Below are 21335 nucleotides of genomic sequence, written 5' to 3'. Positions count from 1 at the left end.
CGAACACAGCAGTTAAGCTTCAGCGCGCCAAAAGTAGTTGGGGGATCGCTCCCTGCGAGGATAGGGCACTGCCGCGCTTTATTATTCCGGCATAGCTCAGTCGGTAGAGCACCTGACTGTTAATCAGGTTGTCGTCAGTTCGAGTCTGACTGCCGGAGTTATTAAGGGGCAGGTATTGGCGTTCGCTAGTATCTGTCCTGTTCTTTTTGCCGACATAGCTCAGTTGGTAGAGCAGCGCCTTCGTAAGGCGAAGGTCGGAGGTTCGAATCCTCTTGTCGGCACTATCAATTAGCTTTGCGAAACCACTAAGGGAAGTTCATGAATTTCTTTTAGTGGTTTTTCTTATGCAGGCATAAATTATATTTATAAGATTTAATGGAAACATTCGGTTCAATCTGCTTAAAGAGTGTATAATATTCAGTATATCAACTATATTTATACAGAAAGAAGCGCTTACATTGAACGACGAATCAAAGCCCAAAGTGGACACGAAGATTGGTTTAGGCAGTCTTGTGCTGATGATCTTCTCAGCCATCTTTGGCTTTAGTAACTCTTTAAATGCCTATTATCAGATGGGCTACGCAAGTATTATTTGGTATGCCTTGACGGCAATCTTGTTCTTCCTGCCCTCAGCAATGATGTTTGCTGAATACGGATCAACTTTTAAAGCGGCCAAGGGAGGGATTTTTTCCTGGCTCCGCGGTTCCGTGGGTGAAAAGACAGCCTTTATTGGCACCTTCATTTGGCTCGCTGCCTGGGTTGTCTGGCTTGTTTCATCAACTCAATTCTTCTTTGTCTCTGTCTCGACAATGATCTTTGGATCGGATAAGACCCAGGGGCTACATATCTTGGGACTAAGTGCTAATCAATCATTAGGATTGCTTGAAATTTTATTTTTATTAATTGTAACGATGATTGCGACGCATGGTGTTGGTAAAATTGCTCGGGTAGCTTCAGTTGGTGGAATAATTGTCTTTGGCATTTGTGCTCTCTTTATCCTTTTCAGTATTATTTTGTTGATTATGGATCACGGTCAATTGGCTCAGCCGTTGACCGGTGCCAGCCTAATTCATTCACCAAATAAAGCCTTTGTATCACCGATTGCGGTGGTATCCTTCATTGTCTATGCTTTATTTGCTTATGGTGGTTTGGAAACGATGGCTGGGATTACGGACTCCCTGAAACAGCCAGAAAAGACCTTTCCGCGGGGGATTATCATCTCAATGGCTATCATGACAATCTTATATGTTCTGTTGATTTTCCTTTGTGGTTTTGCTGCAAACTGGTACGACGTTCTGGGCGGTAAGAATGTTAACATTGCCAACTGTGAATATGTTCTGATTAATAACCTTGGGGTTAAGATGGGGGAACACTTTGGTGCTTCCCACGCAACTTCAATTATGATCGGTCAATGGTTTGCTCGTTTCAGCGGGATGACCGATGTCTTTTCAGGTTTAGGGGCCGCCTTTGTCATGGTCTATTCACCGATCAAATCTTTTGTTGAAGGTTGTGATCCACGGCTGTTGCCAAAGCGGATGACTAAGCTCAACAAGGCAGGGATGCCATCATTTGCGATGTGGATCCAATGCATTATCGTTTGCGTTATCGTTATCTTCATTTCCTTTGGTGGGGACGCGGCTAACCGGTTCTACACGATTTTGATGGATATGATGAACGTTTCGTCGTCGGCACCATATCTCTTCTTGATTGGGGCTTTCCCATTCTTCAAGATGAAACAAAATTTGGACCGGCCCTTTGTCTTTTATCACAGCCAACGGATATCTTGGATTGCTTCAATTGTTGTCTGGCTTGTGATTGCAATCGGAATTCTCTTCACTTGCATTCAACCATGTCTGACTGGCGATTACATGACCGCTTTTTGGACTGCTTTTGGGCCAGTCTTCTTTGGCATCGTTGCCTGGATTTTCTACACGATTGCCGAACACAACCACGTTTTGGATGATTAAGAATTGCGAAGGGAAATATAAATAAATACCAAACAATACATGATCGCCGGCAAGGATTTGGATTTGCGTCAAACGGCAACGGCCCCGGATCAAGACCTCGGTGATGATAATCAACTTAAAAAACAATTGCGGGCGAACATCAAGCCCTTGAAGAATCTCCAAAAGAAACTCTTTGCTAACCATAGCTACGGCGTTCTGCTGGTCTTTCAGGGAATGGATGCGGCCGGCAAAGACAGCTTAGTAGCTCATGTCTTTGCGGGCATTAACCCGGCTGGCTTTCAGGTAGCCAGCTTTAAGCACCCGTCACATCGTGAACTTGCCCATGACTACCTCTGGCGGGTCAATCTCAATTTGCCACGGCGGGGCGTCATCGGTATCTTCAACCGGTCTTATTATGAAGATCTGCTGGTGCCGCAGGTGCATCCAGAGATCCTGCCCGGCGAGAATTTGCCGAACGTGAACCAACTCAGCGACGTCAATGATGAGTTCTTTAAGGAACGCTTCCATGACGTGGTCCATTATGAACACTACCTCAACCACTGTGGTTACCTCGTCCTCAAGTTCTTCCTTCATATGTCAAAGGATGAACAGAAAAAGCGCTTCTTAGCCCGAATTGAGCGACCGGAAAAGAACTGGAAGTTTTCTCCGGATGATATTAAAGAACGGCAGTACTGGGACCAGTATCAGCAGGCATACGAAAAAATGATTCGCCACACGGCTAGCAAAGCCGATCCTTGGTACATCATTCCCGGAGATGACAAATGGTACGAGCGGCTAGTCGTTTCTAACATCCTTATTGAGAAGCTCAATGCTCTGAATTTGTCTTATCCGAAGATGAACGCTGAGCAGACGGCGCGTTTGAACGAAGCGATGAAGCGCTTGGATAAAGAAAAATAAAAACACCAACAGGATTGGAAAGGTCTCACGGTTGTTAGACAGAGTTCTAACGATTGTGAGACCTTTTTTGTTTTTTACCCCAATTCTGTTGATGTCATCTTTTATTCAGTTTAGTTGATTTCGAGTTGCTTAGTGTCTGGATTTAAGGCGTCCTTGAAGCGCTGGAAGTCGCGATTGACCTGTTTGGCGTAGTTAAATGCCCATTCAGTTAAAGCTTGGTCTAGCTTTTTTTGCCCCTTGAGGTAGCCATAAATGATCGGCGCCGTGGGACTTTGGAAGTGGGCTTTGGCTAGGAGCAGGCTGCAGGTTTCAGTGTAGAGTTGGAAACCGTCAAGGTCCAGTTTGGCGGTATTGATTGACTCCTTCATGTCCCGGAACTGCCGCAAGTAGTAGGAGCGGTTGCCAAAACGGGTGCTGCCTAGGAAGGGGTCGGATGCTGACTGCAAAACTTTTTGGGCGGTGACGATTCGTTCGCCCGCATTACGACTGCGGCGGACAGCTTCGACGATTGGCAGGGACAACAAGTTGTAACGCAGCGGCAACGATTCCTTGATTTGAAGGACCAGGTGGGAGCCGTCAACGCCGGTCAGTAGGATCAAGTAGCAACGGGTGCCGAAACTGCCGACACCAACGCTGTAACGGATAATATCAGAAATGGTGAAGTTGGCCAGTAAGACCCTGACATCGGACCGGACCTGGGAGCGGTAACTGTAGTAGCCATTGACAATTTCCTGATAGAGACGGGGACTGACGTGGCGTGCGCGCGGCGGGTTATCATTGAAGACTCGTTGGCCCTGACTGTTAAGATGTGTCATCTTTTTGGTAATCGTTTCGGAGTTGGAACTGGAACTCTTGACCAAAATTTTATTAAGGATCTTATTAAAACTGGTGCCACTGACATTGCCGTCGGCTGACTCTTTCAGTTCTTGGATCATGTCGTGTATTTCAAAGGAGGCGTAGAAGTTGCTGGCCAGACTCTGGTGATAATCGTATTTAACGCTGCGCCGGTAAACTTTGACGACTTTTTTTAAGATGTGGCGGAGATCATTGTCGCTAAAGCCATTGACCCGTCCGGCCAGGATGATACTGACCATTAAACGTTTGAGGTCGCTTTCCCAATTCCCGATTCGCGCTTCGTCAAAATCATTCAGGTCAAACAGTAATTTTCGTTCCGGTGAGGCATAGAAGCCGTAGTTATTAACGTGGGCATCACCGCAAATGATGGTGCTGATTCCGCTCTGGTTCTGCTGACGCAGGTCGGCCTCCATCAGTTCGGCGGTCCCACGGAAAAAGGTAAAGTCGTTGACCCCCATTCGCTGGTGACGCATTGGCAGCAATTCAGGAATCATGTTGGCTTCGGTCGACTTGATCATCTCGATGGCGTCACGGTGAACTGGGATGTAGGTTCCCAATAATTCCGGTTGCACCTTTTGGCGCTGCATTTTTCCCAGCTTCTTGAGTTCATGCTTGGAATGATGGACGTTGATCCGATCCAAGTTGAAGAAATCTAGTGGTAGTCTGTTCATATGAAAATACCTTTCTTAATTAATCAGCTTAATTGTATGGGAAGTGGCTAGAAAGTTCAAATGGCGGTGGTATCCGAGCGTTATAATGAGAATTAACAGTTATATGGTAAAGGGGCTAGTATGATGGATGATGAAAAACAGATGCGCCTGCCGTCAGTGAACGGCAATGATCCTGTTACCCTGGGGCAATGGCATTTTGCCGAGGGCGATCACGTTAAGAAGGGACAGGACCTGGTTCAGGTTGAAGCGGGTAAAGCCGTTGAAGAACTGTCTGCGCCCGTGACGGGCATTATCAACCAGATTAAGTTGACGAGTGGGCAAACGGCTCGTCCAGGACAGGTTTTAGCTGTATTCAAGCAAACAGCAAGTGACCAGGATGATGAAAACGATCATGCCTCAGCAGGTGGTGACGCTTCGTCAACGGGCCAGACTACCTTTGGGACAGATGAATCAATCGATGACTTGCTCGGTGCCGACGAACCAGTTAGCGCTGCGGCTGAACAGACAACGTCGGCAAGTGATTTGTCAAAACGAGAAGAGGCGGCGCCAAAGCCAGACTCGATTGTAGATGGGCAGCACCTGGATACGGTGGTGATCGGTGCTGGACCTGGCGGCTATGTGGCAGCAATCCGTGCAGCAGAACTGGGTCAGGATGTGACGGTAGTGGAGAACCGTTTTCTCGGGGGAGTCTGCTTAAATGTGGGCTGCATTCCCTCGAAGGCCTTGATCCAGGCTGGTCATAACTTGCAAACAGTCTTTCATTCTCGTGCGATGGGCATTCATGCGGATGATGTCACTTTAGATATGGGACAAGTGCATCAATTCAAGAATCAGACCGTCAAGCGGATGACAGACGGGGTCGCAAGCCTCTTTAAAAAACACCACATCCACGTTCTGTGGGGCAGGGCGACCATCACGGCCCCTGGCCAGATTAGGGTTAGCCACGAGGGCGAGCAAACAGATTATTCCTACCGCAATTTGATCATCGCGACGGGAAGCCGCCCCGTGACAATCAAGAATCTGCCGATCGGCGGCCGAGTTCTGGACTCAACAGGGGCGCTGGATCTGGAAGAGGTTCCCAAGAGTATGTTGATCGTTGGCGGTGGCCATATCGGTTGTGAATTAGCTAGTGCCTATGCTAATTTTGGTTCCCAGGTGACAATTATGGTAGCCCGGAGTCGAATTATGGCAAATTGGGAAGCGGACATGGCGGCAATGGCCATGGATGATTTTGCGGCTAAAAACGTACAAATCTTAACTAAGACGCGGGTCACGCAGCTATCAGCCAAAGACGACAGCATTGAGGTGGGCTACGAAAAGGATGGTCAGCTCCATTCAACCCGGGTCGACTACGTGGTGGTGGCCAAGGGACGACGACCGAACACCGATCAGCTTGGCCTAGAGCAAGCAGGTGTTGTGCTGGATTCGCGGGGACTGATCGAGGTGAACGCCCAGTGTCGGACGAACGTTCCCCACATCTACGCGATCGGGGATGTCGTGAGTGGACCGGCCCTTGCGCACAAGGCGAGTTACCAAGGAAAAATCGTGGCGGCCGCGATTGCCGGACGTGATGTTTCAACAAGCAAGCGGGCGATGCCGGCAGTTTGTTATGTCAACACACCGCTAGCAACAACTGGCTTGACAGCTGAGCAGGCGCGTCAGGCAGGGCGCACGGACGTTCACAGTGTGAAATTTCCGTTACTGGCTAATGGCCGGGCCGTGACAATGAATTCGACCCAGGGCTTTGTCCGTCTGGTTTACCAGGGACGAGCAAAGTGGCTGATCGGCGCCCAGATTGCCGGAGTAGCCGCGGAAGACCTGATTGGTGAGCTGTCCCTGGCAATTGATAGTGGGCGGACGGTGGCTGACCTTGCCAACACGATTGCCCCCCACCCGAGTCTCGGGGAGGCGGTGCTGGACTGCGCTGATTTGGCCCTGGGTTTGCCGATCAATATATAGGAGTCGTAAATGGATTACTATGTGATGCAAAGCGACGACATTCGGGATAACTTAGCAACGGAACAGCACCTGATGAATTCATCTCGGATCCACTTGCCGATGATGCTGTTTTATATCGAGCGGCCTTGTCTGATTGTCGGTCGCAACCAAAACACCTTTGAAGAAATCAATCAGCAATATTGCCAACGCCATGACATCACGGTGACACGGCGTTTGTCGGGTGGCGGCGCGATGTATCAGGATCGGGGCAACTTGTGTTTTAGCATCATTCAACCAGCGGATCGGGCCCGCTTTGGCCAGTTCAAATATTTGCTGACACCCGTCCTCGCCGCCCTTCACGAAATGGGCGCAAAAGAAGCTGTCGTCACGGGGCGCAACGATATGGAGATAGCGGGACGCAAATTTTCCGGCAACGCTATGTACACCCGCAACGGTCGTACTTTTGTCCATGGCACTTTGATGTATAACGTCGACATGACAGCGGTCGGGTCCGCCTTGCGGGTACCTCGCGACAAGATCGAATCGAAGGGGATTCACTCAGTCCGTTCGCGGGTTACCAACCTTGCTCCTTACTTAGCACCCCCGTTTCAGCATTTAACGACCGAACAGTTTCGCGATGAGCTGATCAAGCGGATTTTTGGGGTGACGGACTTAAACGAGATTACGGCGCGGGCTTACCAACTGACCACCAGTGATCGGCTTGCTATCGCTAAGCTCCGGCAACGCTACTATGATAACTGGGATTGGGTTTATGGACAGTCGCCAGCTTTCACGATTCATAAGCGCCGTCACTTTACTGGTGGGACGATTGACGCCCGTTTTTTGGTCGAAGACGCCAAGATTCGTTCCGTTAAAATTTATGGGGATTTTTTCGGGACGGCTGACGTCGCCGGAGTGGAAGAGGCACTCAAGGGCCAGGCCTATCAGCCAGCGGCAATCAAACAGGTTCTGAAAGCACTGGACCTGGGCAGCTATTTTATTGGGATTCCCGCTGCGGCGGTTATCGAATTACTGGCGCAGCAGCATTGATCTTAATGATATAATGACGCTAGCAATCAACAGGAATGTGCGGATAACCGCAGAAAGGAAGGGCAATGACAGAGCTTGCAGCAAAATATGACGTGCTGGTCATCGGTGCGGGAGGTGCCGGGATGACGGCAGCGCTCCAGGCCGAAGAACTCGGCGCGCAGGTCGCCGTCTTAGAGAAAGAGGACCAGGTCGGGGGCAATACCAGCCGGGCTTCGTCGGGGATGAACGCGGCAGAAACAATGGTTCAACTCGACCACGGGGTCATCGATTCGATGGCAAATTTCTACTGGGAAACGATGAAGGGTGGCGGCCGCTTAAATGATCCCCAGTTACTGAACTTCTTCGTTCACCACGCCAACTTGGCGATTGACTGGTTGACGCAGCACGGAATGCCGTTGACGGGGCTCACCATTACTGGCGGAATGAGTCGCCAACGGACCCACCGACCGTCCTCCACAGCTCCGGTTGGCGGCTATTTGGTCAAGGGATTGCGCCAACAGCTGGCTGAACACGGCATTCCGGTCTTCACTAAGACGAAAGTCACGGCCTTGAGCAGCAAACTTGTCGCCGGACGTCACTTTGTTGACGGGGTCACGGTCCAGACTGCGGCGGGTGAACGGCAGATTCAAGCGTCGGTGGTGGTCCTAGCAACGGGCGGATTTGGCGCCAATGCGGCCCTGATCAGCCGTTTGCGTCCTGACTTAGCTGGGTACGCTACGACGAACCAGGAAGGCGCCCAGGGCGACGGTTTAAAGCTCGGTGAGATGGTCGGGGCAGCTAGCCGCGATCTGTCGTGGATTCAAGTGCACCCGACCGTACAACAGGATGGGCCACATGCCTACTTGATTGCCGAAGCGGTCCGTGGCGAAGGAGCGATCTTGGTGAATGCAGCTGGTCGGCGTTTTGTTAACGAACTGACGACCCGGCGTGTCGTCAGCAATGCCATTACTGCTTTGCCAGAACACAGTGCTTATCTGATTTTTGATGCGGGGGTTCGCTCCCGAGCCCGGGCTATCGATTTTTATGATCAGGTGGGATTGGTTGAGACGGCGGCAAAGCCGGGCGACCTTGCTAAAAAAATTGGTTTACCAGCCGCCCGTGTTGAAAAAACGGTCGACCACTGGAATCAGCAGGTTGCGGCGGATCGCGATCAAGACTTTGGGCGGCAATCGTTAGCCCACGCCCTGACCCAGGCTCCCTACTACGCGATTCACGTTGCACCGGCCGTTCACTACACGATGGGTGGTTTGCACATCGATCCGCAGACGCGGGTGCTGGATGCCAATGGGAACGTCATTGCCGGCTTACTGGCGGCGGGCGAAGTCACCGGTGGCTTGCATGGCAATAACCGGATTGGCGGCAATTCGATTGCGGAAACGGTGGTGTTCGGGCGACAGGCCGGAATTCAGGCGGTAAAAGATTTGAGAAAATAAAGGGGAGCGGAACAGAGGTCGATTACGACTTCGTTTGCACCTTCTAGTAAGCACAAAAGGCCTCAAACGTTCGGTTTTTCCGAATGCTTGAGGCCTTTTGGATATCATATTGCAGGATTTTAACCTATTTTAAGCTCTTTATTTATTGGGGGATGTACTTATATCAAATGTCCCGGATTACCCACGACGGTCCGCCCTGCCGGAACGTCCCGAAGGACAATGGCACCGGCCCCCACTTTAGCATGATCGCCAATGTGGATATTGCCAAGGAGCTGGGCGTGTGCGCCGATGAAGACATGACTGCCCACACGGGGATGGCGTACTTGGCCTGGTTGACTGCCTGGCCGGCGATTTCCCAGGGTGACACCATGAAGAATGGTAACGTAATCGCCGATAACCGCGGTCTGTCCGATTACCGTTCCGTAGCCGTGATCGATAAAAACATGGTGGCCAATTTGGGCACCGGGGTGGATCTCAACTTTGGTAAAGAACTTGCCGCAATTAGCTACGATGGCGGCACCAAAGCGCCAGTGATGCTGGTAGAGCCAGTGGCTGACCCGGTACCAGCCGAGAGCGTGAAAGCCGGCGTAGGTAAAAATGACTTCCCAAGGACTGCTAGCCGCGGGATCAACTTGCTGAATGTATTTTGCTGCCTTATACATTTTGACCACTGCTTTCAAGTTTGTGCCGCTATTTTAACTTTGCCAGCGACTGTTTGAGGTCGGCGATGAGGTCCGCAGGATCTTCCAGACCGACAGACAGACGGATCAACTCATCCTTGATTCCGTCTTTGAGCGGATTTCTCGAGGGATCGAGCCATGGGTCATAACAGCAGGCACTTCGATTAGGCTTTCGATCCCACCGAGACTCTCGGCTAAACCGATTAACTGTAGCTGATCGACGAACTGCTTGGCAGATAGGCCGGGTTGCAATTCGAAGGAAATCATCGCCCCATAATGCTTCATCTGACGTGCAGCGATTTCATGACCTGGAAAATCAGTGAGCCCCGGGTAATAAGCTTTAGCGACTTCGGGGGTCTTCGTCAGGAAGTCAACGATAGCCGCCGTATTTTCGAGGTGCACTCGCATCCGGGCAGCCAGAGTTTTGATTCCCCGCTGGAGCAGCCAGCTATCGTCGGGACCTAGCTGACTGCCAATCGAATTTTGCAGAAAAGCGAACTGGTCAGCTAGGTCCTGACTGTTGACGACGGCAAGGCCGGCTACCAGGTCTGAGTGGCCGCCCAGATACTTGGTAGCGGAGTGCAGGACGATGTCAGCGCCGAGTTTCAATGGCTGCTGGTTGTAGGGAGAGGCAAAGGTGTTATCAACAATTGTCAAGAGCTGGTGTTCCTTGGCAATTTTGGCGATCGCTTTGATGTCCGTAATTTGCAACAGGGGGTTAGTCGGCGTTTCAAAGTAGATAGCCCGGGTGTTTTCCTGGATGGCGGCAGCAACTGCGGCGAGGTCGGAAGTATCAACGGTCGTGAATTCGAGGCCAAAACGCTTCAGCACCTTGTTGATGAGACGGAAAGTGCCGCCGTAAACGTCCTTGCCCACGACGATGTGGTCGCCGGCTGAGAAAAGGGTGAAGGCGGCGTGAATCGCGGCTGACCCTGAAGCAAAGGCAAAGCCAGCGACGCCTCCTTCTAATTCGGCAATTAATTGTTCCAAGGCTTGCCGGGTTGGGTTGCCCGTCCGGGAATATTCCCACTTGGGATGAGCGCCGAGCTCCTTTTGCCGGAAAGTCGAGGCCCGGTAGATTGGCATGGAAACGGCGCCGGTTGCTGGGTCTTCGCTGATGCCGCCGTGGATAAGTTGAGTGTTAAATTTCATAATGAGTGCCTCCTATTGATGATTGTTATTTAATTTAATCTTTATCGTAGATGCCTTCACCGAGGTAGCGGTCGCTGCCATCGGGGAAGATGGTGACGATGGTTGAATGTTTCGGCAGGATTCGGGCGACGTTGAGACTGGCTTGCAGAGCAGCCCCGCTGGAACTGCCGATCAAGAGACCGAGCTCGGCAGCTGCTCGTCGAACCTGTCGAAAGGCGTCGTGATCCGCAATGGTTTGGACTTGGTTGATCTTGAGCCCCTTAAAAAATGGTGGAATCATTTCAACGCCGATTCCCTCGGTCCTGTGCTGGTGGGCCGGTCCGCCGTTTAGAATCGAGCCCTCGGGTTCCACAGCGATGGCCTGTAGATCGGGATAAGCAGCCCGCAATGCGCGAGCGGTGCCGGCAAAAGTGCCACCCGTACCTGCTCCAGCAACGAAGGCGGTTAATTCCTGACCGGCTAAGTCGGCGATGATCTCGGGGCCGAGAGTCCGCTCGTAAGTTAAGGGATTCACGGGATTGGTAAACTGCATGGGAACGTAAGCAGCAGGGGTTTGCTTGGCCAGTGCTTTGGCTTTGACAGCAGCACCTTTCATCCCGGCATCTGACGGTGTGTTGATGATGGTAGCTCCCAACGCCTTCATGATCGCCTGCTTTTCGGGGCTGAATTTATCTGGCACGACGAAGGTGACGGGCAGGTGATATTTTTGGGCAGCCAGGGCGATACCAATGCCGGTGTTGCCAGCGGTTGGCTCGATGATGTGGGTATGATTGGCAATGATTCGGCCCTGGCGAATTCCTTCCTCAATTATTTCTAAACCGAGCCGGTCCTTAACGCTGCCGCCTGGATTTTGCATTTCGAGCTTGGCCAGGATTCGGCTGCTATTGGGGACGTCGATTGGAAGGTCGAGAAGTGGTGTGTGGCCAATTAATTGATCGATTGAGTGGTAAATCATAACTTGCTTCCTTTCGGTGATTCGTGGGGGACAATAATTTAGGGAAAACAAAAAGACGCAGCTTTCGCAATGACGAAATCTGCGTCTTAGTTGATCCACTGTTGTTGACGTGGGGTAAGTTGATCTTATTTTGCCCGCTGGGGGCACGCCAAAATGATGGGTCGCCTAAGACGCGATCCACAACAACAGTAGTTATTCATTTTGACGTTGTTGTTAGTCATTTGACTGCCTCCTTGTTAATTTACAAGTATGATAAACACGGGTGATGGTGTCTGTCAAGAATAAGTTTGGCAACACTTTGCTCACCCAGAGGCTTTCTAGCTGTGGTAAGATGAAGTCATTAAAGAACAAAGGAGCTGTCGACCATGCTAAAGATTTACAATACCCTCACGCGCCAAGAGGAAGAATTTCACCCACTTACTCCGGGAAAGGTAACGATGTATGTCTGTGGCCCGACAGTCTACAACTACATTCATATTGGCAATGCCCGCAGCGCGATTGCCTTCGACACGGTGCGACGTTATCTTGAGTATCTAGGCTATGACGTGCGCTACGTTTCCAACTTTACCGACGTCGATGACAAGATGATTCGGGAGGCTCATGAAGAGGGGACGACGGTGCCAGCCCTTGCTGATAAGTACATCAAAGCCTTTATGGAGGATACGAAGGCACTAAACATTGAACCGGCTACCATGCATCCCCGGGCTACCCAGAACATTCCGCAGATTATTGAATTTGTGCAGACGCTCATCTCCAAAGGCTATGCCTACGTCGTGGATGGCGATGTTTACTACCGAGCGCGCAAGTTTCAGCATTACGGGCAGCTCTCTGGCCAGTCACTAGACGATCTTGAAACCGGGGCCAGTGAACATGTCAGTGCCGACGAAGTTCAAAAAAAGGCGGATCCCCTCGATTTTGCTCTCTGGAAAGCAGCTAAACCGGGTGAAATTTCGTGGGATTCGCCGTGGGGAAAGGGGCGTCCCGGCTGGCACATTGAATGCTCTGTGATGAGCACTCGCTACCTTGGCAAGACGATTGATATTCATGGCGGCGGCCAAGACCTTGAATTCCCGCACCATGAAAACGAAATTGCCCAGTCTGAAGCCGCAACTGGCCAGAAATTTGTCCGCTACTGGATGCACAATGGGTTCGTCACGGTCGGCAAGGACAACGAAAAGATGAGCAAATCCCTGCATAATTTCATCACTGTGCACGAGATTATCCAACACGTCGATCCCCAGGTGCTGCGCTTCTGCATGTCGACGACCCAGTACCGGCGGCCAATTCAGTATAGTGACGAGACTCTGGCAGATGCGACAAATAACCTGCGGCATATTAAGACAGCACTGCAAAATCTGGCTTATCGGCAGAGTGATGCGGTTGAAGGAACTAACGATGAAGTGGCCGCCAAAGTGAAGGACTTTGACCAGCAGTTCCGCGAGGCGATGGACGATGACTTCAACGTCCAAAACGGGATTGCGGTCGTCTACGAATTGGTGAAGTACGCCAACGTTTACGCCCAGGGGAAGACCGTTGCGCGGGGCAGTTTAAGTGCCCTCAGCAAACAGATTCGGCAACTGATGAGCATTTTTGGCGTCGATTTGACGGAAAATGCTGCTACGCCGATTGACGACGAGCGGATCAAAAAAATGATTGATGAGCGCAACCAGGCCCGGGCGGCACGCAATTTTAAGCGCAGCGATGAGATTCGCGACGAACTGAAGAAACAAGGGATCATCCTGGAGGATACTCCCCAGGGGACCCGTTACAGAAAGGCATAAGATGACAGAATTTGATTACCAGCAACTAAATGGCATTGCCCTGGCTTACCTAGGGGATGCTGTCTACGAGCCCTTTATCCGCCAGCATTTGCTGGAGAAGGGCTTGACCCGTCCCAACAAATTGCAGCGAGCGGCGACGCACTTTGTGTCAGCGAAGGCGCAGGCGGCGCTGATTTCGCTAATGGAAGAGGACCAAGTGCTGAACGAGACGGAGTGGGCCTACTTCAAACGGGGCCGCAATGCGAAAAGTTATACGCACGCCAAACATACGAGCGTACTTACTTACCGGGTTTCGACTGGGTTTGAAGCCCTGTTTGGGTATCTGCAGCTGGCGGGAGAAACTGCCCGTCTCAAAGAATTAGCGCAGTGGTGCATCGATCAAGTGGAAGCGGGGCGCACAGAGCATGAAGACTAATAAGCACGACTCTTCGAAAAGCGACTTTATAATCGGTCGCCATCCGGCCGTTGCGGCGCTGAAAGCGAAGGACCAAGAGATTAACAAGGTCTTTATCCAGGCGGGGTTGCGGTCCGATGCGATTGGTAAAATTATTCAACTGGCCAAGCGCCGACACCTCGTCATTTCAAGCGTTCCGAAGACAAAGCTGGACCAAATGAGTGATCACCAAAACCACCAGGGAGTGATTCTGGCAGTAGCGGCGTACCATTATGCGACGATTGACGACCTGTTCCAACGGGCAGCGGAACGTGATGAAGCTCCGTTTTTCTTGATTTTGGATCAGTTAGCTGATCCTCATAACCTTGGTTCGATTTTGCGGACAGCGGATGCGGCTGGGGTTCACGGGGTGATCATTCCCAAACGCCGGGCAGTGGGACTGACAGAAGTGGTTGCCAAAACGGCGGCTGGGGCGCTCGAACACGTGCCGGTTGCCCGGGTCACTAACCTTGTCCAGACTGCCCAAGAACTCAAGGAGCGGGGCGTCTGGCTCTTTGGTACGGATATGAAGGGTCAGGATTATCGCCAGTGGGATGCGAAGGGGCCCGTAGCCATTGTGATCGGTAACGAAGGCAAGGGAATTTCGCCATTACTGAAAAAGAGTTGTGATGAAATGTTAACAATCCCGATGATTGGTCATGTGCAGAGTTTAAACGCCAGTGTGGCAGCGAGCTTGCTGATCTACCAGGGATTTAACTCGCGCCATCCTCTAGAACAATAACGATGACGATTAACCGTGGCGATGACCACGGTTTTTTAATTACCGCTCTTGGAAAGTTTTTTCAAAAACACTTGATTGTAATAGCGTGTTTTGCTAATCTATGAACTGTGAGATTGTTAATTATTGATGCCAACAAAAGATAGATACGCAATTTGCTGGCATTATCATTGAAATTTGTTTGCGTTTTTTTGTAAATAAATTTGGTGAGTGCTGCAAGGCTATTGGGGGAGACTTGTAACATGCAACTTGAAAATTTTATTCGCGCTAATCAGGAAGAAATGACGCTTATTACCGGTGCTAAATTTGGGAGTAGTGATAATCTAGAGCAATTATTCGCTAATTATTTACCCTTGATCAAGAAAATCTGGCGGATCCACTTCATTCCCGGACTGGAATTTGAGGACTGGTCGCAGGAAGCAATGCTGACGTTGATCCGCTCCATCGCCAGTTACCGGGCTGATACACAGGTGCGCTTCTGTTGGTTTTATAAACGAGCCCTGCGCAATCGTCTCCGCGATTTATACCGTCTCCAGGCCGCTGGCAAACGCATTCCGGCAGCACAGATTGGAGAGCTCAGTAAGATTCACGAGGAGACCTTGCCGGACATTAACATTCATGCTGCGGTTCATGATCAGGTGGAGTGCATAAGCCTGTATCGAGAATTACAGGATCAGTGTTCCGTTTTTGAAAATCAAGTTTTTGCGCGACAAACGCAGGGTTTTCGCATTAACGAAATTGCCCAGGAGCTTCATTGCTCGCCCAAGAAGGTCATGGGTGGTTTGGAGCGGGCGCATCGGAAACTGGTTCGCCTAGCCCAATGACCCTGACCTTGAAGTTGACAACTTGCATTTGCTTAATAATTCATGTACAGTTACTAGGTATGTGGAGGTGGTTGCGTGACGAAGAGAAAAGTCGCACTGGAGTGCTCAAAATGCGGGGCCCGCAACTACACGACGACCGTCAATCCTAACCGTGATCATCGGTTGGAGTTGCGCAAATATTGCAAACATTGCGGTGAGTACACTATTCACCGTGAAACACGGTGAGCGGGGGTAGTCTGATGAAGTTTATCAAGAGTGTTTTTCATGAAATGCATTTGGTCATCTGGCCGACAGCAAAGGAAAACCGGCGTGATACGGGAATCGTGATTACGCTGACGTTATTTTTCGTCGTTTTCTTTGCCATTGCTGATTGGTTAATTCATTCTTTGATGTTGTGGTTTGTCAAGTAGGACTGGTAGGCAACCGCCAATTTTGTTATAATCTTAATGGCTAAAAACTTCGTGGAACACGGGGTTTTTTATTTTAGACAAAAGTAGGTTGAACAAGGAGAATAATCGTGGAAACAAATGAAAAGCGCTGGTACGTTTTGCACACGTACTCCGGTTATGAAAACCGGGTAAAGAGCAACCTTGAATCACGGGTTCAGTCGATGAACATGCAGGATTACATTTTCCGGGTAGTTGTTCCGGAAGACACTGTTCGGACGGTGAAGGATGGCAACGCCAAGGAAACGGTTGAAAAGACCTTCCCTGGTTACGTCTTGGTTGAAATGATCATGACTGACCGGGCCTGGTACATTGCCCGGAACACGCCAGGGGTTACCGGCTTCCTCGGCTCTCACGGTGGTGGTTCTAAACCAACCCCCCTGCTGCCAGAAGAAGCAGACCGGATCCTGAAGCGGATGGGTGATGATGTCCCACAGACCGATATCAACGTCAACGTGGGGGATGAAGTTAAGATCATTGCCGGGGCTTTTGCCGACCTGAACGGTAAGGTTACCGCTGTCGATCACGAAAAGATGAAATTAAAAGTGGACATTGAGATGTTTGGCCGCCAGACCTCAACTGAACTGGGCTTTGACCAGATTGACACTGTCGAAGACTAAGTATTTAATCAACCACTAATCAGCGTCTGATGCTTGCCATCGGACGTTTTTTATGTTAATTTATCCTAGTATGCGTTTGTCATACTGTGGGAGGGGCAAATTTTGATACCCCATCATTACCACAACACGGACTAAGGAGGTTTTGTCTCGTGGCAAAGAAAGTAGCGAACGTTGTCAAGTTACAAATCCCTGCTGGTGCTGCTACACCTGCACCGCCGGTTGGGCCTGCATTAGGTCAAGCAGGGATTAACATTATGGGCTTCACGAAGGAATTTAACGCCCGGACTGCTGATCAAAAGGGGATGTTGATCCCAGTTGTGATCACGGTTTACGAGGATCGTTCATTTACCTTCGTTACCAAGACGCCGCCTGCTTCAGTACTGCTGAAGAAAGCCGCTGGTGTTGAACACGGTTCCGGTGAACCTAACACGAAGAAGGTTGCTAAGGTAACCAAGGATCAGGTTAAGGAAATCGCCGAAACTAAGATGCAAGATCTAAACGCTGCGGACGTTGAAGCCGCAATGCGCATGATTGAAGGTACTGCTCGTAGCATGGGCTTCGAAGTCGAAGGCTAAGCGCGGCTCTACCGGGCAGGAGGGCAAAAGCTCCTCTGTCTCACGTGGGAGGTAAACTCCGTTAGACCACATTTGCAAGGAGGAAACAACAGATGGCTAAAAAACGCGGTAAGAAATACCAAGAAGCGCTGAAAAAGGTTGACAGCAAGGAATACGCTGTTAACGACGCTGTTCAATTAGTTAAAGATATTGATTTTGCTAACTTTGACTCAAGTGTCGAAGTTGCATTTAACCTGAACGTCGACACCAAGCAAGCTGACCAACAGCTGCGTGGTGCCCTGGTTCTGCCAAACGGTACTGGTAAGGACGTTACGGTTATTGTCTTCGCTAAGGGTGAAAAGGCACAACAGGCTAAGGATGCCGGTGCTGACTTCGTTGGCGATGACGACTTAGCACAGAAGATCCAGGACGGCTGGATGGACTTTGACGTTGCCATTGCAACGCCAGACATGATGCCGACTGTTGGTCGTCTGGGCCGGATCCTTGGGCCAAAGGGCTTGATGCCAAACCCGAAGACGGGCACGGTAACGATGGACGTTGCCCAAGCGGTTTCTGACGCCAAGGCTGGTCAGGTTACTTACCGGACCGACCGTGACGGTAACGTTGCTGTTCCATTCGGCAAGGTTTCATTTGACACTGACAAGCTGGTTGAAAACTTGAAGGCAATCGAAACGGTTGTTGCAAAGGCTCGTCCAGCATCAGTTCGTGGTACTTACATCAAGCACGCTTCAATCGCCTCAACTTTTGGGCCGAGTGTTACGCTTGATCTGAGCAGCTTCTAAGCTTAATCATGATTAAGGGGATGGCTCATGGCTTTGTCAATACAAAGCTGGGGCTATTCCTGACAAGCAATGGGCCTCTAGCGTTCGCTTTTGACGAACGTTAGGGGCTATTGTTGTATCATTCCTTATATTTTAACGATGTTGTGATATTATGTCGCAGTCTCATTTTTGCAAGAGGACTTTTACCATGGAAGACTTACGAGGAAGAATCAGGCGGGCGGCCCGGCAGATGCGGGGGAGCAATCAGCGCCTGGCTGTGTATATGCGTGATCACTACACTGAACTACAGATGATGCCGATCAATAAACTTGCCAAACGTGCCGGAGTATCCCAATCGACGGTTTTCCGTTTTTCTCAATCCCTAGGATATTCTGGCTATCCCGAATTGAAGATGCAGCTATCCCTGCAACTGCACCAACATCAAAAGTCCAGCAAGAAATTTGAAATTGAACCGGGGGAAGATCCTAAGGCAATTAACACTAAACTCGCCAGCCGCTACAAGGTGGTCGTTGACGAGACCAGTCGAATGCTTGATGAGAAATTAGTGGCCAAGACTGTCGATGCCCTGGCCTGGGCGGATCAGATCGTGATTTACGGGGCGGGAGCCTCCGCCGTTGCGGCAGAATCATTAGCCATTAAGCTGACCCGGATCGGTTGCCTGGCAGTCGCAACTCACGACTTGCACGTGGCGATGATGCGGGTGGTGACTGCCAAACCGAAGACGCTCTTTATTGTCATCTCGAATTGGGGCCAAACCCGCTCAGTCTTGGATTTGTTGCAAGAACTCAAGAAACGGGAAATGGTCAGGGTGGTCTTAACAGCCCGGGCAAATTCAAAGGCTGCCCGTCTTGCTAGTTGGACCCTGTTAACCCAGGACGTTGGGGAAGCTCATTCCCGTGCTGCGGCCACTACTTCGTTGGTGAGCCAGCTCTATACAATTGATCTTCTGATGTTTGATTACGTGGCCCAGCATTACGAAGAGACAATCCGGGTTATCGGGCAGACGACCACCGCAATGAAACGTTTTCAAACCAAAAAATAATAATTTCGCTAATCCCTTTAATAAAAGGATTTCGTCCCTTGCCGGGGCTTGACAATTGGCCCTTAGGCAGGTAAATTTAAGACAATGAACCTTTAACGTTGGTCCCGTGAGGCTAGCAAGGGGATTTCGGTGAAATACGATGGCTGGAGACGATCTAAACCATCCTGCAAACACCTCGCTCCTTCACGGATCAGCGGGGTGTTTTTTTGTGGCTTGGATAGACCCGAAGGAGGAAATATCATGGATGACCGTCACTATGCTGCCTTTAAAAACTTTGTCAGCGTGGAGAATTTAACGCCCGACGAGGTGCAAGCCCTGATTGACCGGGCCGAGTATTTTAAACGTGGGGGCGCGGTGCCAAAGTTGACCAGCCCTGTTTACGTTGCTAATCTCTTCTTTGAAAATTCAACACGGACGCATAACAGTTTTGGGATGGCGGAACGCAGACTCGGTTTGACTGAGCTGCCCGTCGACACGGCGCACAGTTCGATGAGCAAGGGCGAAACCCTTTATGATACCCTGCTGATGCTCAATGCGATTGGAGTTAAGCTGGCAGTGATGCGTCATTCTGAGAATGCCTACTATGAACCACTGATCCACACCAAACCGTCCCAGCACCTCAATATGGGAATTGTCAATGCTGGTGACGGCAGCGGGCAGCACCCTTCCCAATGCCTTCTCGATATGATGACCGTACATGAACACTTTGGCCACTTCAAGGGGCTGAAGGTTGCCATCGTCGGTGACATCAACTACTCTCGGGTAGCGAAAAGCAACATGGAAATGTTTAATAAACTCGGGGCTGAAGTCTATTTCTCGGGTCCTGAATACTGGTACGACCACAAGTTTGACAAGTATGGCAAATATATGCCGATCGATGACCTGGTCGACAAGGTCGATGTCTTAAACCTCTTGCGGGTCCAGCACGAACGCCACGCCGGCGACCCGAACGAGGCGGGCTTTAGCGAAGAATCCTACTTTAAGAAGTATGGGATCAACCACGACCGTTATGACCGGATGAAGGAAAATGCCGTGATCATTCACCCAGGTCCGATCAACCACAACGTTGAATTGGCGGGTGATCTCGTCGAAGCTTCGAAATCCCTGTACGTCACCCAGGTGGTTAACGGGGTTTACATGCGGATGGCCATGCTGGAAAGTGTCCTGCGCGGCCGGCACTTGGGAGGACTGGAATAATGGCAGACAAAGCACAAACGATCCTGATTCACGGGGGAACGGTTGATATCAATGACCGGCTAGTCAAATGCGATCTACTGATAAAAGATGGTAAGATTGCTTCTCTTGGCCATCACCTGGCGGAGCCGGCAGAGGTTGACCAGGACTTCGATGCCAGTGGTTATCTGGTGACCCCTGGTTTGATTGACGTCCACGTTCACTACCGGGAACCGGGCCAGACCTATAAGGAGACGATTCATACCGGGACCCTGGCCGCCGCCCACGGGGGCTTTACGACGGTCGGCGCGATGGCCAATGTGGACCCGACTCCTGATAATCCAGAATTGATGAAGAAACAGTTGGCGCGCAATGCCGAGGAAGGCGTCGTGCACATCAAGCAGTATTCACCAGTTTCGGTCGGGCGGGCAGGCCAGGAAACCGTCAATTTCCATGATCAGCTGGCGGCTGGTGCTTTTGCCTTTTCCGATGACGGCAGCGGCATCCAGCGTTCCGATGTGATGTACCATGCTCTCCAGCAAGCGAAGGCTAACAATACGGTGGTTGCGGCGCACGTCGAAGAGAATGCCCTGCTTTTTGGCGGCGTCATTAATGCCGGTAAGAAGGCTGACGAACTGGGGCTACCCGGCAAAATTAACGCCAGTGAAAGTGCCCAGTTAGCTCGCGACTTAATGCTTTGTGAGGCGACGGGTGGGCACTATCACATGTGCCATGTGTCCACACGGCAGAGTGTTGAACTCATTCGGCAAGCCAAGGCTCACGGATTGAACGTCACTGCTGAAGCAGCGCCACACCACTTACTGCTGGCTGATAAGGACATTGTGGGTTGTGACTCCTACTACAAGATGAATCCGCCGCTCCGTAATGAAGCAGACCGTCAAGCGCTGATTGAGGGTTTGTTGGACGGGACCATCGACATGATTGCAACTGACCATGCTCCTCACGCCGCTAAAGAAAAGCCACACGATGATTTAGTTCACGCGACTAATGGCATTACCGGGAGCGAGACGTGTTTTAACAAGCTGTATACCGAATTCGTGGAGAAGGGGGTCTTCAGTCTGACCCAGCTCCTGCATTGGTTGACGGTCGCTCCGGCGAAGGCTTTTCATCTTCAGCATGCCGGCTACTTAATGCCCAGTGAACCAGCGGACGTCGCGGTCTTTGACCTGCAGACGCCGCGCAAGTTGGAAGAAGCCGATTACCGTTCAAAGGGTAAGAACACGCCTTTTACTGGCGACACGGTTGATTGCACCACGATGTTAACCTTGGTTGATGGCAAGGTTGTTTACCAGAGGAGGTAG

General features: G+C 50.8%; 20 protein-coding genes, 2 tRNA genes and 2 pseudogenes. 20 read left to right on the top strand and 4 right to left on the bottom strand.

The annotated features are described in order from the left end of the window. Nucleotides 1-85 precede the first annotated feature (85 nt). From QOR82_RS03425 to QOR82_RS03410, 4 genes are all read left to right on the top strand, one after another. Nucleotides 86-158 (top strand) — tRNA-Asn (locus QOR82_RS03425). A gap of 50 nt (nucleotides 159-208) precedes the next feature. Continuing rightward, nucleotides 209-281, top strand: a tRNA-Thr gene (locus QOR82_RS03420). Nucleotides 282-458: 177 nt separating this feature from the next. After that, nucleotides 459-1967, top strand: coding sequence for a glutamate/gamma-aminobutyrate family transporter YjeM (gene yjeM / locus QOR82_RS03415; protein WP_283583366.1), 1509 nt, complete (start codon nucleotides 459-461; stop codon nucleotides 1965-1967). Nucleotides 1968-2006: 39 nt separating this feature from the next. Next, nucleotides 2007-2864 (top strand): PPK2 family polyphosphate kinase, encoded by an 858-nt coding sequence (locus QOR82_RS03410; protein ID WP_283583365.1) that lies wholly within the window; start codon nucleotides 2007-2009, stop codon nucleotides 2862-2864. 110 nt (nucleotides 2865-2974) lie between these two features. On the opposite strand, the gene QOR82_RS03405 is transcribed toward QOR82_RS03410, so the two are convergent. Next, a complete protein-coding gene (locus QOR82_RS03405) occupies nucleotides 2975-4390 on the bottom strand; it encodes a DUF2252 domain-containing protein (RefSeq protein ID WP_283583364.1) in 1416 nt (471 codons plus the stop codon). A gap of 120 nt (nucleotides 4391-4510) precedes the next feature. Between QOR82_RS03405 and QOR82_RS03400 the strand changes: the two are divergent. From QOR82_RS03400 to QOR82_RS03385, 4 genes and pseudogenes are all read left to right on the top strand, one after another. Continuing rightward, nucleotides 4511-4729: pseudogene (locus QOR82_RS03400) on the top strand (lipoyl domain-containing protein); the annotation flags it as partial. A 222-nt stretch (nucleotides 4730-4951) separates the two neighbouring features. Next, nucleotides 4952-6349 (top strand): dihydrolipoyl dehydrogenase, encoded by a 1398-nt coding sequence (gene lpdA / locus QOR82_RS03395; protein WP_283583369.1) that lies wholly within the window; start codon nucleotides 4952-4954, stop codon nucleotides 6347-6349. Between the two features lie 9 nt (nucleotides 6350-6358). Then, nucleotides 6359-7378: a lipoate--protein ligase gene (locus QOR82_RS03390; protein WP_283583363.1), complete on the top strand. Its 1020-nt coding sequence runs from the start codon at nucleotides 6359-6361 to the stop codon at nucleotides 7376-7378. Between the two features lie 65 nt (nucleotides 7379-7443). Further along, the gene (locus QOR82_RS03385) at nucleotides 7444-8811 is read left to right on the top strand and encodes a flavocytochrome c (RefSeq protein ID WP_283583362.1); all 1368 of its coding nucleotides are present in this window, start codon (nucleotides 7444-7446) and stop codon (nucleotides 8809-8811) included. A 158-nt stretch (nucleotides 8812-8969) separates the two neighbouring features. Here QOR82_RS03385 and epsC read toward each other — a convergent pair whose 3' ends face one another. The 3 genes and pseudogenes from epsC to QOR82_RS03370 all read right to left on the bottom strand — a co-directional run bounded on the left by epsC (nucleotide 8970) and on the right by QOR82_RS03370 (nucleotide 11598). Next, nucleotides 8970-9473, bottom strand: a complete 504-nt coding sequence (gene epsC / locus QOR82_RS03380) for a serine O-acetyltransferase EpsC (protein ID WP_283583361.1) — start codon at nucleotides 9471-9473, stop codon at nucleotides 8970-8972. 28 nt (nucleotides 9474-9501) lie between these two features. After that, nucleotides 9502-10643, bottom strand: a pseudogene (locus QOR82_RS03375) (trans-sulfuration enzyme family protein). Nucleotides 10644-10677: 34 nt separating this feature from the next. Next, nucleotides 10678-11598 (bottom strand): PLP-dependent cysteine synthase family protein, encoded by a 921-nt coding sequence (locus tag QOR82_RS03370; RefSeq protein WP_283583360.1) that lies wholly within the window; start codon nucleotides 11596-11598, stop codon nucleotides 10678-10680. 365 nt (nucleotides 11599-11963) lie between these two features. Here QOR82_RS03370 and cysS point away from each other — a divergent pair, with 365 nt between their 5' ends. From cysS to QOR82_RS03310, 12 genes are all read left to right on the top strand, one after another. After that, on the top strand, nucleotides 11964-13379 hold the full coding sequence (gene cysS / locus QOR82_RS03365; protein ID WP_283583359.1) for a cysteine--tRNA ligase: 1416 nt from the start codon (nucleotides 11964-11966) through the stop codon (nucleotides 13377-13379). Nucleotide 13380: 1 nt separating this feature from the next. After that, nucleotides 13381-13794: a Mini-ribonuclease 3 gene (locus QOR82_RS03360; protein ID WP_283583358.1), complete on the top strand. Its 414-nt coding sequence runs from the start codon at nucleotides 13381-13383 to the stop codon at nucleotides 13792-13794. Further along, a complete protein-coding gene (gene rlmB / locus QOR82_RS03355; protein ID WP_283583357.1) occupies nucleotides 13784-14554 on the top strand; it encodes a 23S rRNA (guanosine(2251)-2'-O)-methyltransferase RlmB in 771 nt (256 codons plus the stop codon). Before QOR82_RS03360 ends, rlmB begins: the two co-directional genes overlap by 11 nt. Nucleotides 14555-14793: 239 nt before the next feature. Beyond that, nucleotides 14794-15375, top strand: coding sequence for a sigma-70 family RNA polymerase sigma factor (locus QOR82_RS03350; protein WP_283583356.1), 582 nt, complete (start codon nucleotides 14794-14796; stop codon nucleotides 15373-15375). A 75-nt stretch (nucleotides 15376-15450) separates the two neighbouring features. Beyond that, nucleotides 15451-15600, top strand: coding sequence for a 50S ribosomal protein L33 (gene rpmG / locus QOR82_RS03345; RefSeq protein WP_283583355.1), 150 nt, complete (start codon nucleotides 15451-15453; stop codon nucleotides 15598-15600). 14 nt (nucleotides 15601-15614) lie between these two features. Then, nucleotides 15615-15785 carry a preprotein translocase subunit SecE gene (gene secE, locus QOR82_RS03340; RefSeq protein WP_283583354.1) on the top strand — a complete coding sequence of 57 codons (171 nt, stop codon included), beginning with the start codon at nucleotides 15615-15617 and terminating at the stop codon, nucleotides 15783-15785. Between the two features lie 107 nt (nucleotides 15786-15892). Then, on the top strand, nucleotides 15893-16441 hold the full coding sequence (gene nusG, locus QOR82_RS03335) for a transcription termination/antitermination protein NusG (protein WP_283583353.1): 549 nt from the start codon (nucleotides 15893-15895) through the stop codon (nucleotides 16439-16441). A 149-nt stretch (nucleotides 16442-16590) separates the two neighbouring features. After that, a complete protein-coding gene (gene rplK / locus QOR82_RS03330; RefSeq protein ID WP_283583352.1) occupies nucleotides 16591-17016 on the top strand; it encodes a 50S ribosomal protein L11 in 426 nt (141 codons plus the stop codon). Between the two features lie 92 nt (nucleotides 17017-17108). Further along, nucleotides 17109-17798, top strand: coding sequence for a 50S ribosomal protein L1 (rplA, locus tag QOR82_RS03325; RefSeq protein WP_283583351.1), 690 nt, complete (start codon nucleotides 17109-17111; stop codon nucleotides 17796-17798). A gap of 187 nt (nucleotides 17799-17985) precedes the next feature. After that, nucleotides 17986-18840 carry a MurR/RpiR family transcriptional regulator gene (locus QOR82_RS03320; protein ID WP_283583350.1) on the top strand — a complete coding sequence of 285 codons (855 nt, stop codon included), beginning with the start codon at nucleotides 17986-17988 and terminating at the stop codon, nucleotides 18838-18840. 240 nt (nucleotides 18841-19080) lie between these two features. After that, a complete protein-coding gene (locus QOR82_RS03315) occupies nucleotides 19081-20037 on the top strand; it encodes an aspartate carbamoyltransferase catalytic subunit (protein WP_283583349.1) in 957 nt (318 codons plus the stop codon). Then, complete coding sequence (locus QOR82_RS03310) at nucleotides 20037-21335, top strand: dihydroorotase (RefSeq protein WP_283583348.1); 1299 nt, start codon at nucleotides 20037-20039, stop codon at nucleotides 21333-21335. The genes QOR82_RS03315 and QOR82_RS03310 overlap by 1 nt, the downstream gene beginning before the upstream one ends.

Origin of the sequence: Limosilactobacillus difficilis (assembly GCF_947387495.1) — a bacterium.
Classification (GTDB): Bacteria; Bacillota; Bacilli; order Lactobacillales; family Lactobacillaceae; genus Limosilactobacillus; species Limosilactobacillus difficilis.
Note: the sequence above shows the minus strand (reverse complement) of the source record. Positions and strands in the feature narration are given on the sequence as shown.